Source organism: Biostraticola tofi (assembly GCF_004343195.1).
GTDB classification, from domain to species: domain Bacteria; phylum Pseudomonadota; class Gammaproteobacteria; order Enterobacterales; family Enterobacteriaceae; genus Biostraticola; species Biostraticola tofi.
Genome location: NZ_SMCR01000016.1, coordinates 1 through 14,543, shown reverse-complemented (window position 1 = coordinate 14,543; position 14,543 = coordinate 1). Strand labels below are relative to the sequence as shown.

Genomic DNA, 14,543 nt, shown 5'->3' with positions numbered 1-14,543 from the left:
CGGGTCCCTTGTCGTCACAGGAGTTTTATCGTGTCTGAACTGTCTCAATTGTCGCCACAGCCGCTGTGGCAGTTTTTTGCCGAAATCTGTTCGATTCCCCACCCGTCCTATCATGAAGAGGCCCTGGCGGCCCATATCCTGAAGTGGGCAAAAAGCAAAGGCCTGCACGCCGAGCGTGACGAGGCCGGCAATATCCTGCTGCGCAAGCCGGCGACGCCGGGACTGGAGAACCTTACGCCGGTCGCGCTTCAGGCTCATCTGGATATGGTGCCGCAGAAAAACAATGAGACCGAGCATGATTTCACCCGTGACCCGATAAAGCCGTATGTGGATGGCGAATGGGTTAAGGCGCGCGGCACCACACTTGGCGCTGACAATGGCATCGGCATGGCCTCTGCGCTGGCGGTACTGGCTGACGACACCGTCGAACACGGTCCGCTTGAAGTGCTGCTGACCATGACCGAAGAAACCGGCATGGCCGGCGCATTCGGGCTCCAGCCCAACTGGCTGCAGGCGGATATCCTCATCAACACCGATTCCGAGGAAGAAGGCGAGGTCTATATGGGCTGTGCCGGCGGTATTGATTTCAAAAGCCACTTGGCCCTTTCCCGTGAAGACATTCCTGCCGGCTACCAGACGGTGCAGCTGACCATCAAAGGGCTCAAGGGCGGACATTCCGGTGCGGATATCCATCTGGGCCTGGGCAACGCCAACAAACTGCTGGCGCGTTTCCTGTTCCTGCAGGGCAAAAAGCTGGACCTGCGCCTGATTAATTTCACCGGCGGTACGCTGCGCAATGCCATCCCGCGCGAAGCCTTCGCTACCCTGGCGCTGCCGCAGGAAAACCTGGAAAGTCTGCAGCAGCAGATCCATGCTTATCTCTCGGTTATCAAAACCGAACTGGCCGCGGTCGAGAAAAAGCTGGCTCTGCAGTTGGACCAGGTGCCGGCGCAAGGCCTGGTGCTGGACAGTGGCTGCAACGAACGCTTCATCGCCCTGCTGAACGCCATGCCCAACGGCGTGGTACGCATGAGTGATGATGTCAAAGGGGTTGTGGAGACCTCGTTGAACGTAGGCGTGGTATCGATGGATGAAGATAAAGCCGAAATTCGCTGCCTGATCCGCTCTTTGATCGACAGCGGTAAAGAAGATGTGGTCGGCACGCTTACTGCTCTTGGCCAGCTCGCCGGTGCAGAAACCACCGCTAAAGGCAGCTACCCAGGCTGGAAACCGGACCCAAGCTCACCGGTGATGAAACTGGTGGAAGAAACCTATCAGACATTGTTTAACAAGACGCCGAACATTCAGGTGATCCACGCCGGTCTGGAATGCGGCCTGTTTAAAAAGCCATATCCGGACATGGATATGGTCTCTATCGGGCCGACCATCACCGGTCCTCATTCGCCGGATGAACAGGTGCATATAGCCAGCGTAGCCCTCTACTGGCAACTGCTTACCGCGCTGCTTAAAGCGATTCCGGTCAAAGCGTGATGTTTATTCCGGCTCCGAATCCTGGGGCCGGGATTGCCACTCCTCTTCCCAATTGAGCACCAGCTGACGCTCAATCTGCGGGTCCAGTAATGTCACATGCAGCCCCACCAGCCTGACGCCGCGCTCCCCACGGCGGTGCTGCCAGGTCTGGCGCGCGGTAGCGATCAAATCCTGCTTGTCCAGTACCGGCCAGACATGTTCCTGGGTAGTTTGCTGGAAATCGGCAAACTTAAGCTTTATCCCCTGGCGAGCAATATGCAGATCCGGCTTGACCCGGCCCAGCCGCCGTTTCAATTCAGGATAAAGCTGCTCGATAATCGCTTCGCACTCCTCCCAGCGAGTGATGTCATTATCCAGGGTGCGCTCCACGCCTACCGATTTCCGCAGCCTGTCGGTGGTCACCTCTCGCTCGTCGATTCCCTGGGAACGCTCCCAGATAACCCGGCCAAATTTGCCGAATTGCTTGAGCAGGGTCGCCAGATCATAGCGCTGGACATCGGCGCAGGTGTTGAGCCCCATATCGGCCAACTTTTTAGCGGTCACCTTGCCAACGCCGGGAATTTTACTGAGCGGCAGTTGCTGCAGGAAAGCCGGCACCGCATCCGGGGTGATCACATACTGGCCATCTGGCTTATTGAGGTCAGAGGCTATTTTGGCCAGGAATTTGACCGGAGCCACCCCGGCAGAAGCGGTAAGGCGCAGTTCGTCGGCAATCTGCTGTCGTATCGCCTGGGCCATCAGGGTGGCCGAGCCGCTGTGGTTCAGGCAGTCGGTGACATCCAGATAGGCCTCGTCCAGCGAAAGGGGTTCAATCAACGCGGTATAGCGGGAAAAAATCTCGCGGATATGGACCGATGCTTCTTTATACACCGCCATGCGCCCAGGGATCACCCGCAGGTGGGGACACAACTTCAGCGCCATCGCGGTGGACATGGCGCTGTGCACGCCAAATACCCGGGCCGGATAATTGGCGGTGCTGATAACCCCCCGGCGGTCAGCGCTGCCGCCGATCGCCAAGGGAATGTCGCGCAGGGAGGGATCGTCGCGCATTTCTACCGCGGCAAAAAAGCAGTCCATATCGACATGTATAATTTTTCGCATCTTCCCTCCAGACTGTACAAGTATACAGTAGAGGTAATAAACTATACAAAACGTTTCTTGATAAAATAGTATTCAGTGATATCTTGTCGCTGTTTTAAGTCAGCTTTTAACGGTCGGCCGACAACATTCGTTGCATGGTCAATACTGATTACACATCACAGGAACAATAATGAGCAAAATCGCACTGCTGTTTGCGATGTTGTTTTTGCTGCCGGCGTGTTCGTCCGCCAGTAATAATAGTAATGTCGGGGAAGATGTTAAAATCACCCAGCAGGTCAAAGTCCCTGCGCAGATAAAGCAACAGCTTCTCGGTTCGCCGGTATTTATCCAGGTGTTTAAAGAAGAGCGAGTATTAGAACTCTATGCACGCATGGGGAATGACTATCGGCTGATAGATACTTATGGTATCTGTAATTTCTCCGGCGGCCTCGGCCCTAAACGCCAGGTGGGTGACTTCAAGAGTCCTGAAGGTTTTTATTCAGTGACCAACAGCAGCCTGAAGCCTGACAGCCACTACTACCGCGCCATCAATCTCGGCTTCCCGAATGCCTACGATAAATCCCAGGGATATTCCGGCGCCATGCTGATGATCCATGGTGATTGCCGTTCTGTCGGCTGTTATGCCATGACCGATGGCTATATCGCCGAGATTTATCGCTATGTAGAGAGTGCGTTGCAAAATGGCCAAAGCCAGGTAAATATCAATATTTACCCATTTCGTATGACCGAGAAGAATATGCAGCGCCATCGTAATTCGAGCAACATCACTTTCTGGCGTCAGCTGCAGCCCGGCTTTACCTATTTTGCCAAGCATCGCCAGCCGCCCGCCGTAGGGGTGGTAGACGGCAAATACGTGGTGAACGCGCCGATGCTGTTTCACAGCGACGCGGTGGTTTCAGAATTCGCGCTCACCCAACCGAAATAGGACCCCCCGCCCTGGCTCCACCTGGTGCCAGGTCTCGTTGCCGGTCAGCGGCTGAGTGGCGATCACCGTGACCACGTCATCAGGCGTGGTCTGCTGCTGAAAGTCTATTTCCACGTCGCGGTCCAGCAGGGTAGCCTTACCGAACGGCGCGCGGCGGGTAATCCAGTGCAGTTCGGTCGAACAATAGCCCATCACAAAGCAGCCATCCGACAGCAGCATATTGAATATGCCCTTTTTCTGCAGTTCCCTGGCCAGCGTCTCAATATAACGGAAGACCGACGGCCAGTGACGCGGCGTTTTCGGATAGCGGTCGTTGAGCCGGGCCAGCAGCCAGCAAAAAGCGTATTCGCTGTCGGTCTGGCCTATCGGGCGGTATATCCCGGTTTCCAACTGCCGATAGCCATTCAACTGGCCATTATGGGCAAAGGTCCAGTTCCGGCCCCACAGCTCGCGGGTAAATGGATGGGTATTCTCAAGCGCTACCCGCCCGCGGTTGGCCTGACGGATATGTGACACCACGGCGCAAGACTTGATCGGGTAATCCTGTACCAACCGGGCAATGGGCGAGTCAATGCTGGGCATGGGATCTTTGAAGGTCCGGCAGCCCAACCCTTCATAAAAGGTGATGCCCCAGCCGTCTTTATGGGGGCCGGTACCGCCGCCCCGCTGCACTAACCCGGTAAAGCTGAAGCAAATGTCCGTCGGGACATTGGCACTCATTCCGAGTAGTTCACACATGATCCCCTCCTTATATTACCCGTGCGGACTGCCTGGCGTCAGACGCCAGCCGCCATTTCTTTTTCTATAAGCTGGATCAGAATGTGAATCGCCTTGATATGGATTTCCTGGATGCGATCGGCATAGCCGAAATGAGGTACCCGGATTTCAACATCAGCGGTTCCGGCCATCTTACCGCCATCTTTACCGGTCAGGGTAATGACTTTCATGCCTTTGGCACGCGCTGCATCAATGGCTTTGATGATATTGGCTGAATTGCCCGAGGTGGAAATGCCCAGCAGGACGTCGCCTTTGCTGCCCACCGCTTCCAGATAGCGGGAAAACACGCTCTCATAGCCAAAATCATTACTGACGCAGGACAGGTGGCTGGGGTCGGAAATGGCAATCGCCGGATAGCCGGGGCGGTTTTCGCGGTAGCGTCCGGTCAGTTCCTCTGCAAAATGCATGGCGTCGCAGTGGGAGCCGCCATTGCCGCAGGAAAGCACCTTGCCGCCGGCTTTAAAGGTATCGGCCAGCAGGATGGCGGCATCTTCTATCGACTGAAGATGATGGGGGGAACTGAGGAATGTCGCCAGCGTTGCTGCGGCTTCGTTTAATTCACTGCGTATCAAATCCTGGTACATAAGCCCCTCTGTACTGGCTATAAGTCATATAAATCTTCCGAATGACAGTTTACCGGATAGGTCCGGCAGCGAGAAGCGAAGATAACTGCCCTACTTTGCGTTATCTCATGAAAATGAGAATATTTCAGCATGATGAGCTGGGTATTTATTTAGCCGTTTACCCATCTAAACGTCCCGATTGTGATCTTTTTCCAGCGTGTTATATTGGCTTGAAAACCGGTTTTCAAGAGTGGTATTCCGCCATGAGCAGTACAACCTTCATCCCGCAGAGCAAACTTCCGCAACTAGGCACCACCATATTTACTCAGATGAGCGCACTGGCGCAGCAACATCAGGCGATCAATCTGTCCCAGGGTTTTCCTGACTTTGATGGCCCCGATTACCTTAAATCCCGTCTGGCCTATCATGTCAGCCAAGGGGCCAATCAGTATGCGCCGATGACAGGCGTGGTGCCGTTGCGCGCCGCCATCGCCGACAAGACGGAGCAGATTTATGGCTGGCGGCCGGATACTGACAGTGAAATCACCGTCACCGCCGGCGCCACCGAAGCGCTGTTCGCCGCCATCAGCGCACTGGTCAGGCCGGGAGACGAAGTTATATGCTTTGACCCGAGCTATGACAGCTATGCCCCGGCAGTGGAACTGGCCGGCGGCGTGCTGCGCCGTATCGCCCTGCAGCCGCCTGCGTTTAGCGTTGACTGGCCGCTGTTCCGTTCGCAGCTTTCGACGCGTACGCGACTGGTGATATTGAATACGCCGCACAACCCAACGGCGACGCTCTGGCAGGCCGATGATTTTGAGCAACTGTGGCAGGCGATTGCCGAGCAGGAAATCTATGTGCTCAGTGATGAAGTCTATGAGCATATCTGTTTTGCCGACCAGGGCCATGCCAGCGTGCTGGCCCACGCGGGCCTGCGCCAGCGCGCGATTGCCGTTTCTTCTTTCGGTAAAACCTATCATATGACCGGCTGGAAAATCGGCTATTGTATCGCGCCTGCCGTATTGAGCGCCGAGGTCCGCAAGATCCACCAGTACCTGACGTTCTCCGTTAATACGCCGGCCCAGCTGGCGTTGGCGGATATGCTGCGCGCCGAACCTGAACATTGGCAGCAGTTGCCCGACTTTTATCGGCAACGCCGGGATCACCTGGCTCGCGCGCTGGCTACCAGCCGTTTTGAAATCCTGCCTTCCCAGGGAACCTATTTTCTGCTGGCCGATTACAGCGCCATTTCCAGTCTGAATGACGTTGAATTCTGCCAATGGCTGACGATCAATGCCGGCGTGGCTGCCATTCCGCTGTCGGTATTCTGCGCTGATCCATTTCCCCATAAACTGATAAGGCTCTGTTTTGCCAAGCAGAACGCCACTCTTGATGCCGCTGCGGAGCGTCTATGTCGACTTTGAATATCACCGTCTTACAGCAACCCCTGGTCTGGATGGATGGCGAGGCCAATCTCCGTCATTTCGCTACGTTGCTGTCCACACTCGGCGGGCGGGATATGATCATCCTGCCGGAGATGTTCACCACCGGTTTTGCTATGGAGGCGGCCAATAATGCCTTGCCCCAGGCCCGGGTTGTAGAATGGATGCAACAATGGGCGGCCGCCACCGATGCGATGATTGCCGGCAGCGCCGCCATCAGTACGCCGACCGGCGCAGTCAATCGATTCCTGCTGGTCGAGCCCGGCGGAGCAGTGCAGGTCTATGATAAACGCCATTTGTTTCGTATGGCGGATGAGCATCATCACTACCAGGCCGGTGTTGAACGTCGGGTTGTCGAGTGGCGCGGCTGGCGTATACTGCCGCTGGTCTGCTATGACCTGCGCTTCCCGGTCTGGTCCCGTAACCGGCAGGATTATGATCTGTTGCTGTGTGTGGCCAATTGGCCGGCCCGGCGCGCGGCGCACTGGCAGACACTGCTGGCGGCGCGGGCAATAGAAAACCAGGCCTATGTGGCTGGCTGTAACCGGGTCGGCATTGATGGCAACGGCCATCAGTACAGCGGCGACAGCCTGATTATTGATCCCCAGGGCAACGAACTGGCCCGAGGTACGGCCAACCAGCCTGCGCGCCTGGATGCCGCCCTGTCTCTCGATAATGTGCTCAGCTATCGCGAAGCTTTTCCGGCCTGGCGTGATGCCGACAGCTTTAGCCTGAACGGTTAGCCAAGGGAGCGTTTACGGCTGCCGTTATCCGTCGGCGCGGCACCGCGAAAGCACCGCGTCGATATAAGCCTTATCGCTAATATAGCGTCATCAGCCGTTATCGATTCGCCGGGTGATGGCTGATGCTGCCTGCGCCCTGGCGTAATGATCCCAGGTAGCCTGCATTGCCGCCCCTTAAGGCGAGATCTAACCCAGCCGGTCAAGCACCGCTTCCAGCGCACAAAGCGTCTGTACCACGCACTCTTTACGGGCGTTATAGCCCCTGGTGCCGATACGCCAGATTTTGCCGTGCAGCGGCCCGACCGCCGAAGCATCGATTCCGGCGGCCATCAGGCCCCGTTCTGCTGGACAGTTTCCGGTGCCACATAAGGATGATATTTGCTCCAGTGGTCGGCAATATCTTGCCGACGGCAGATCCAGACTTGCTGATGCTGCTGAATGTAATCGAGGAAACGCTGCAGAGCCCTGAATCTGCCCGGCCGGCCAAGGATGCGGCCGTGCATGCCGACTGACAGCATTTTCGGCGCAGTTTCTCCCTCCGCATACAGCACGTCAAAACTGTCTTTCAGATAACTGTAAAATTGATCGCCACTGTTAAATCCTTGCGGAGTGCAAAAACGCAAATCATTGGTTTCCAGGCTGTGGGGAACGATTAAATGGGGATGTATGGTACCGTCAGCGCTGCTGACCTGAGTCCAGAATGGCAAGTCATCGCCATAATAATCGCTGTCATATTGAAAAGCGCCTTGCTCTACCACCAACCTTCGGGTATTGGGGCTGTCGCGGCCGGTGTACCATCCCAGCGGCGGCCTGCCGAACAGATCAGTCAGCACATCAACCGCTTGTTGCATATGCTGGCGTTCGGTCTTGGCGTCCATGCCCTGATAATGTAGCCATCGCCAGCCGTGGCTGACCACATCATAGTCCGCCTGTTTGATAGCCTCGACGACCTGGGGATTGCGTGCCAGCGCCATTGCTACGCCAAAGATGGTCAGCGGCAGGCCCCGGCGCTGGAATTCCTGGTGAATACGCCAGAAGCCTGCCCGGCTACCATACTCATACAGGGATTCCATCGCCATATGTCGTTCCGGATAGCTGACGGCGCCCGCGATATCCGATAAAGCATGTTCTGAACCGCTATCCCCGTGCAGCACATTATTTTCAGAGCCTTCTTGATAATTCAAAACAAACTGCACAGCAATACGCGCATTCCCAGGCCATGCGGCATAAGGTGGCTGCCCGGCATAACCGATGAGATCGCGCGGATAATTTTTATTAAAGGTATAGCTTTTTTTTTCATTCGCTTCACTCATGGTCAGTTCCTTTTATCGAGCGTTTGATTTAGTTTAGTCCCTCAAAACACTCGGTTAGTTATTTTTGTGTGGGAAAATCAAGATCTCAGCTTGCGCGGATGAAACCGGTGCCGTAGTAACGGTTGATCTCAATTGACTGATTCATAAGGATCTGCATGCGAAGATTGCCTTAATCGGCATGATGCGAGAAGGAGACGCATATCGGCATGAGGCTGGGGGGATACATATCGGCATGAGGCTGGGGGGAATGCATATCGGCATCTGGCAAGACACAACGCCGGGCAAGCCTTGCTCCAGGGCCAGATCACCGGTAGCCAAAATTTGCCAGCGGGCAAACGAAAACGGGCTACAGCCTTGACTGTAACCCGTTGAATTTTTGGCGGTGTGGACGGGACTCGAACCCGCGACCCCCGGCGTGACAGGCCGGTATTCTAACCGACTGAACTACCACACCGCACTTGTGCTTTGTCGGAAAGCGAGGCGAATAGTACGGTCAGCGCCGGCAGCCGTCAATGCTTTTTATGCTGCCCGCAACCGTTTGACTATAATTTACCCATTGCGATTTATTTTTGTGCCGAGTAAATGATTTCAATGCGTTTCTGCAGCGTCATCGCTGCGCCACAGACACTTGCCGCCCTTCTTCATCACCAGATCCAGCCGTGATTCATGAGCTGCCACTTCATCGACACTTGCATATATTACCGGCAGACCCGACCGGCCCCCCTCAACGCGCTGGATCGTCTGCCTGCCGGCATTATCCCGATTGCCCCCCTCGCCCTCCATCGAGAAACGCATCGATGTCTGGCCCCCGGTCATCGCCAGGAAAACCTCGGCCAAAATTTCAGAATCGAGCAATGCGCCGTGCAGAGTGCGTTTGGTATTATCGATAAGATAACGATCACACAGCGCGTCCAGGCTGTTTCGTTTGCCCGGGAACAGTTTGCGCGCCATGACCAGGCTGTCTGTTACGCTACAGATGGTATCGGTTTTACCCAGGCCACGATTAAGCTTGCCAAACTCGTAGTCCATAAAGCCGATATCAAAGGGGGCGTTGTGAATCACCAGTTCCGCACCACGGATAAATTCCAGGAATTCATCGGCTACCTCTGCAAAGTCAGGTTTATCCGCCAGGAATTCATCGCTGATGCCGTGGATGTTATAGGCTTCAGGGTCAACCAGCCGGTCCGGTTTAAGGTAGACATGAAAATGACGGCCGGTCAGCCGGCGGTTGATCACCTCGACAGCACCGATTTCAATGATCCGGTGACCCTCATAGTGAACCCCGAGTTTATTCATACCCGTGGTTTCGGTATCGAGAACAATCTGTCGTGTAATTCCGGTGCTCATCATGGCGTTTTATGTCAGACTTGGCTTTTTAAACATAAGGGTAGTCTACCAGAGATGCAGAAACAGGTAGTGATTTTCACCGATGGATCTTGTCTGGGTAATCCCGGACCGGGTGGATACGGCGCTATCCTGCGCTATAAAGATATCGAAAAAGAATTTAGCGCCGGCTATTACCTCACCACTAACAACCGCATGGAACTGATGGCTGCCATCGTCGCGCTGGAAGCACTGAAGGGACCTTGCGAAGTGGTCCTCAGCACCGACAGCCAGTATGTGCGCCAGGGTATTACCCAATGGATTCATAACTGGAAAAAACGCGGTTGGAGAACCGCCGATAAAAAACCGGTCAAGAACGTCGATTTATGGCAACGGCTGGATACGGCCATTCAGGGCCACCAATTGCGTTGGGATTGGGTTAAAGGCCATGCCGGCCACCCAGAGAACGAACGCTGTGATGTGCTGGCTAAAGCGGCGGCCACTCATCCGGCATCTGAGGATACCGGCTACCAACCGGAGAAATAGCGGAACCGGCGCTGCGACTGGCCGCGCCGACAGGTCGTCTTAGGGCGGCCTTGCGACTTTTTTGCTTGGAAGGGGTAAGGCTCAAGGGGAAAGTGCGCTTACGCGCGACTATAACGCTCAGGCAGCCGATGGCAGGTATATGAGCGCTGAGCAGCTTTCCACCCTGGCGGGTCCAGGGTAATACCTGCAGACGGGAATGGTCGATCACTTCATAATTCAGCACGCTTAGCCAGTCCATCAGCCTCATTTGAGTATACATACGGCTGCAGTAAGGCTGGCGGCGACGGATAACCGGACACAGTTTCCCCAGGCCGAGCAGGCTGACAGGATTAAAGGTTGTAATGATTAGCCAGCCATCATCAATCAGCACCCGGTCGATTTCCCGCAGCAGGCGGTGGGGATCGGCGCAGTAAGTCAGGGTATGGGCAAGAAGCGCTGCATCGGTAGACTTGTTGGCAAAAGGCAAGGCAAACTGATCAGCGATGACGTGCATATTTTCACCCTGAACGCCTACATTTACCTGATGTGAGATCGCGCATTCTGACGTATCAAGCCCGGCGCTCAACCCCCCTATTTTAAGCATATGAAAGCCAAAAAGCTTACACCACCAGGGAAACAAAGATTTTTCCAGGGCGAGACGATAGTTTTCCCCATGGGCAATCTCATCCCATGAAGCGGGCGCGATGATAGGCTTTGTAATTTGCGCTGGTTTCATGATTGACTATCTTCTTTAGGGCCATCGGTGAATTATCAAAGGTGAACAATGAATCTTATCAGTATTCCCGCGTTGGCGGACAATTACATTTGGCTACTGCACAATGATGATCTTGAGTGCATTATCGTCGATCCTGGCGAGGCGGCACCGGTGTTTTCAGAAATATCTGCGCGTGGCTTAACGCCAAAAGCCCTTCTTTTGACCCATCATCATGCTGATCATGTGGGCGGCGTCAGAGAAATTTGTGCTCAATTTGCTGTACCGGTCTATGGCCCGCAGGAAACAGCGGCCAGAGGCGCTACCGAAATTGTGGCCGGCGGCAGCGAAATCACATTGTTAAATCACCGCTTTTCAGTACTTGATCTCCCCGGACATACCCTCGGACACATTGGTTTTTACAGCCTGCCCTACTTATTCTGCGGCGATACGGTTTTTTCGGCAGGCTGTGGCCGATTGTTTGAAGGTTCACCCAAGCAAATGCATGAATCTTTTCAGAAGGTTAACTCGCTTCCCCCGGAGACTTTAGTCTGTGGCGCACACGAGTATACGTTAAATAATTTAGCGTTTGCCAGGTCAGTTTTACCACAAGATGAACTGATCGCCGGTTATGAGCGTGAAATTAAGCAGTTACGGGCAAAACAGCAACCCAGCCTGCCTACAACGTTACATTTGGAACGTAAAATTAATCTTTTTTTACGCTGCCATGATGCTGATTTACAAAAGATTTTAGGCACTGATTATCCAGATGATGAACAATGGCGTGTTTTTGCGTTATTACGGGAGAAGAAAGATCACTTCTGAAGGTTTTAGTTGTAATGTTCATTTGTTCAAAGTATTATTGCTCGTCTTTTAAGCGACTATTGACATACAGATGAAGACTCATGCGATGATATTAATCGCCTCGGTCTTGCTGGTGGGTTGCCAGGCGTCCAGGCAGGACGCTTCTCAGCCAGAACAGCATGCACAGAGTGTTTCTTCGGCAGGTCAAGGTGAAGCAGGAAAGTACACAGAGCGAGCGAGCTCGGCGCTTTGGCTAGATAATAATAATAGCCAGGCGCAGCCCGATTTGTGGAACTTCATTAGCGACGAGCTGAAGATGCAGATTCCGGATAACGCCCGGATCCGCGAGCAACAAAAGCGTTTTTTACGTAACAAGAGCTATCTCCACGATGTAACATTACGGGCAGAGCCGTACATGTACTGGATAGTCGAGCAGATAAAGCAACGCAAAATGCCGATGGAACTGGTACTGCTACCCATAGTGGAGAGCGCTTTTGATCCCAAAGCAACATCTGCAGCTAATGCAGCAGGGCTTTGGCAGATAGTACCGAAAACTGGCAAGAATTATGGTTTAAAGCAGAACCAATGGTACGACGGTCGCCGTGATGTCGTTGCCTCGACTACTGTTGCACTCAATATGATGCAGCGGCTTAACGACATGTTTGACGGTGACTGGTTACTGACCATCGCCGCTTACAACAGTGGTGAAGGTCGGGTTATGCAGGCGATGAAAGCGAACAAGGCTAAAGGTTTACCTACCAGTTTCTGGTCGCTGTCACTGCCGCGTGAAACCACAATTTACGTTCCGAAGATGCTTGCCTTAAGTAATTTAATTAAGAATAGCAAACAATTCGGCATCTCGCTTCCAAAGAGCAATGAGCAACGCGCCTTGGCACGAGTTGAAGTTGGTAAACAGATGGGCCTGACTCAGGCGGCTGAGATGTCGGGGTTATCCCTGAGCAAGCTCAAAAGCTACAATACCGGCTACAAGCGAGATGTAACGGCCCCTAACGGTCCTCATTACATCATGTTGCCCAAATCCCATGCGTCGCAATTGCGTGACTCATTGGCCGAGAACGACATCGCAGCGGTACAGTCTACCCAATTGGCGGATAATAACGCCATTGGCGCTGCCACCAACAGCTACCGGGTACGCTCCGGCGATACATTATCTGCCATAGCGAAACGACTGAATGTTTCGACCAGAGACCTTCAGAATTGGAACAAACTGAGCGGCAGTAACCTTAAGGTCGGCCAAACCTTATCGGTGCAGCTTGCAGCAAATGCTATCGTCAAAAGCAACAGCATTACCTACCAGGTGCGTAAAGGTGATTCGCTATCCAGTATTGCTAAACGGCATGGCGTCGAGATTAAAGACGTGATGCGCTGGAACGATGCTATCAATCGAAGCATTACTTTACAGCCAGGCAGTAAGCTTACGCTGTTTGTGAATGATAAAGCCGCTGATTCTTAGCTGAAGATGCAGGCATAAGAAAAACAAGCACCCCCAGTGCTTGTTTTTTTTTGGTCGCTGGAAAGAGATAGGCCTGGATAAAAAGGGTTATTTGTCTGCAGCGGCGCTGTTCTTGTTACCAGCAGCATTATTCTTGAGACCGACGATCCTTGCCTCCGGTCCTCCTTGCGCCGAGCCGCGATAGGGCTCGAACTCGACCAGCAAGGGATTATGATCCGATGCACGAGTTACCAGCACCGAGGCTTCCTGCACCTTCATTCCCCGGTAAAATACAAAATCCAGCGGTCGGCCGAAAGCTGTACGGCGCTGGTCGTCAATGAATTTAACTTCATGCAGCATCATTCTTTCAGCGAAGCGGTACAGCGCCAGTACGCGTTGACGACTCCAGGCATTGAAGTCTCCGGCCATGATGACCGGTCCTTGATGATTGATAATCTGTTCACCGATTGGGCCCAGTTGTTTACTGTAGACATCGATACCCAGGCTGAAATTCACGGCATGAATATTCACTACCATCAGCAGTTGGCCATCATGAAGGGGGTATACGGTTACCAGGGCCGATTTGGCCAGCCTCAGCAGGGGCTCACGCTCACGCAGGGGGCAACAGTAGACCGGATGGGCGGCAGACAGCGTCATCACGCCAGAAGGGTGCTGGGGGAAAATGAGCGCGGGTACCTGATCAGCAGCCAGATAGTGGCTGGTGGCGAATCTCACCAATTCAGGGGTGGTTTGTGCTTCCTGCAGCAGGACCAGTTGAGCGTCCTTTCCAAAGCCCTGCAGCACAGAGAGCCATTCGGCTCGCTGCTGCTTGAAGATATTCCAGACCATAACGCGCAGCAGACCGGAACCGGGAAGCGGTTCACCCGGCGGCAGCGCCTGCCCCAGCTGGCTGGAGGCCAATGGCTGAAAAATACGTTCAACTGGCTGGCCCGCAACATACCTGACTGCATATGTTTTTTTTGGCACGGTTACCGCCTATTTTACTGATTTGTGCGTCAGTGGAAGCGGATTAAGTCGAAATAGTGCTGTTTTAATATCCACTGACAGGGTGACAGCCACGTTCTGTTATAGGATGTTTATCGCGTAAACTCAATGACCGTCTTATAACTTCAGCTTCCGTGAAGATATTATATCATAAAAGGCGCTTACCATCCTGGCATGTCGGAATGATGGCACAGGGAACGGGCTTTTCGGAGGGTTCAGATGATGCAAAATAAAAAAGCCCCGAACAGATGTTCGGGGCTTTTCTGATTGAGTGGCGGTGCGGACGGGACTCGAACCCGCGACCCCCGGCGTGACAGGCCGGTATTCTAACCGACTGAACTACCGCACCACCGATTCGGTACTCAC

General features: G+C 53.9%; 12 protein-coding genes, 2 tRNA genes and 3 pseudogenes. 7 read left to right on the top strand and 10 right to left on the bottom strand.

What is annotated here, in order from left to right; all coding sequences use genetic code 11:
• The first annotated feature begins 30 nt into the window (after positions 1–30).
• The gene (gene pepD / locus EDC52_RS18925; RefSeq protein ID WP_131867786.1) at positions 31–1,491 is read left to right on the top strand and encodes a beta-Ala-His dipeptidase; all 1,461 of its coding nucleotides are present in this window, start codon (positions 31–33) and stop codon (positions 1,489–1,491) included.
• Positions 1,492–1,494: 3 nt separating this feature from the next.
• On the opposite strand, the gene dinB is transcribed toward pepD, so the two are convergent.
• Positions 1,495–2,592 (bottom strand): DNA polymerase IV, encoded by a 1,098-nt coding sequence (dinB, locus tag EDC52_RS18920; protein WP_131867784.1) that lies wholly within the window; start codon positions 2,590–2,592, stop codon positions 1,495–1,497.
• Between the two features lie 169 nt (positions 2,593–2,761).
• Here dinB and dpaA point away from each other — a divergent pair, with 169 nt between their 5' ends.
• Positions 2,762–3,517 carry a peptidoglycan meso-diaminopimelic acid protein amidase gene (dpaA, locus tag EDC52_RS18915; RefSeq protein ID WP_131867782.1) on the top strand — a complete coding sequence of 252 codons (756 nt, stop codon included), beginning with the start codon at positions 2,762–2,764 and terminating at the stop codon, positions 3,515–3,517.
• Here dpaA and EDC52_RS18910 read toward each other — a convergent pair.
• Positions 3,488–4,255 carry a class II glutamine amidotransferase gene (locus tag EDC52_RS18910; protein WP_131867780.1) on the bottom strand — a complete coding sequence of 256 codons (768 nt, stop codon included), beginning with the start codon at positions 4,253–4,255 and terminating at the stop codon, positions 3,488–3,490. The two genes, dpaA and EDC52_RS18910, sit on opposite strands and share 30 nt — an antisense overlap.
• Before the next feature lie 38 nt (positions 4,256–4,293).
• On the bottom strand, positions 4,294–4,878 hold the full coding sequence (lpcA, locus tag EDC52_RS18905) for a D-sedoheptulose 7-phosphate isomerase (RefSeq protein ID WP_131867778.1): 585 nt from the start codon (positions 4,876–4,878) through the stop codon (positions 4,294–4,296).
• Positions 4,879–5,120: 242 nt separating this feature from the next.
• Here lpcA and EDC52_RS18900 point away from each other — a divergent pair, with 242 nt between their 5' ends.
• Complete coding sequence (locus EDC52_RS18900; RefSeq protein WP_131867776.1) at positions 5,121–6,281, top strand: pyridoxal phosphate-dependent aminotransferase; 1,161 nt, start codon at positions 5,121–5,123, stop codon at positions 6,279–6,281.
• Positions 6,269–7,042, top strand: coding sequence for an amidohydrolase (locus EDC52_RS18895; RefSeq protein WP_131867774.1), 774 nt, complete (start codon positions 6,269–6,271; stop codon positions 7,040–7,042). The genes EDC52_RS18900 and EDC52_RS18895 overlap by 13 nt, the downstream gene beginning before the upstream one ends.
• Positions 7,043–7,231: 189 nt before the next feature.
• Here EDC52_RS18895 and EDC52_RS18890 read toward each other — a convergent pair.
• The 4 genes and pseudogenes from EDC52_RS18890 to dnaQ form a co-directional block, all read right to left on the bottom strand.
• A pseudogene (locus EDC52_RS18890) lies at positions 7,232–7,351 on the bottom strand (aminotransferase V); the annotation flags it as partial.
• Between the two features lie 20 nt (positions 7,352–7,371).
• Entirely contained in the window at positions 7,372–8,355 is a 984-nt protein-coding gene (gene puuE / locus EDC52_RS18885) for an allantoinase PuuE (RefSeq protein WP_131867772.1), read from the bottom strand.
• Between the two features lie 377 nt (positions 8,356–8,732).
• Positions 8,733–8,809: transfer RNA gene (locus EDC52_RS18880), tRNA-Asp, on the bottom strand.
• A 134-nt stretch (positions 8,810–8,943) separates the two neighbouring features.
• Complete coding sequence (gene dnaQ / locus EDC52_RS18875) at positions 8,944–9,702, bottom strand: DNA polymerase III subunit epsilon (protein WP_131867812.1); 759 nt, start codon at positions 9,700–9,702, stop codon at positions 8,944–8,946.
• Here dnaQ and rnhA point away from each other — a divergent pair.
• Positions 9,656–10,224 (top strand): annotated as a pseudogene (gene rnhA, locus EDC52_RS18870) (ribonuclease HI). The gene dnaQ and the pseudogene rnhA sit on opposite strands and share 47 nt — an antisense overlap.
• On the opposite strand, the gene EDC52_RS18865 reads toward rnhA, so the two are convergent.
• Positions 10,166–10,939: a class I SAM-dependent methyltransferase gene (locus tag EDC52_RS18865; protein ID WP_131867768.1), complete on the bottom strand. Its 774-nt coding sequence runs from the start codon at positions 10,937–10,939 to the stop codon at positions 10,166–10,168. The pseudogene rnhA and the gene EDC52_RS18865 sit on opposite strands and share 59 nt — an antisense overlap.
• Positions 10,940–10,987: 48 nt before the next feature.
• Between EDC52_RS18865 and gloB the strand changes: the two genes are divergently transcribed.
• Positions 10,988–11,740, top strand: coding sequence for a hydroxyacylglutathione hydrolase (gene gloB, locus EDC52_RS18860; RefSeq protein WP_131867766.1), 753 nt, complete (start codon positions 10,988–10,990; stop codon positions 11,738–11,740).
• 70 nt (positions 11,741–11,810) lie between these two features.
• The gene (gene mltD, locus EDC52_RS18855) at positions 11,811–13,193 is read left to right on the top strand and encodes a murein transglycosylase D (RefSeq protein WP_131867764.1); all 1,383 of its coding nucleotides are present in this window, start codon (positions 11,811–11,813) and stop codon (positions 13,191–13,193) included.
• A 177-nt stretch (positions 13,194–13,370) separates the two neighbouring features.
• On the opposite strand, the pseudogene EDC52_RS18850 reads toward mltD, so the two are convergent.
• A pseudogene (locus EDC52_RS18850) lies at positions 13,371–14,159 on the bottom strand (endonuclease/exonuclease/phosphatase family protein); the annotation flags it as partial.
• Between the two features lie 290 nt (positions 14,160–14,449).
• A tRNA-Asp gene (locus EDC52_RS18845) sits at positions 14,450–14,526 on the bottom strand.
• Between the last annotated feature and the right edge of the window lie 17 nt (positions 14,527–14,543).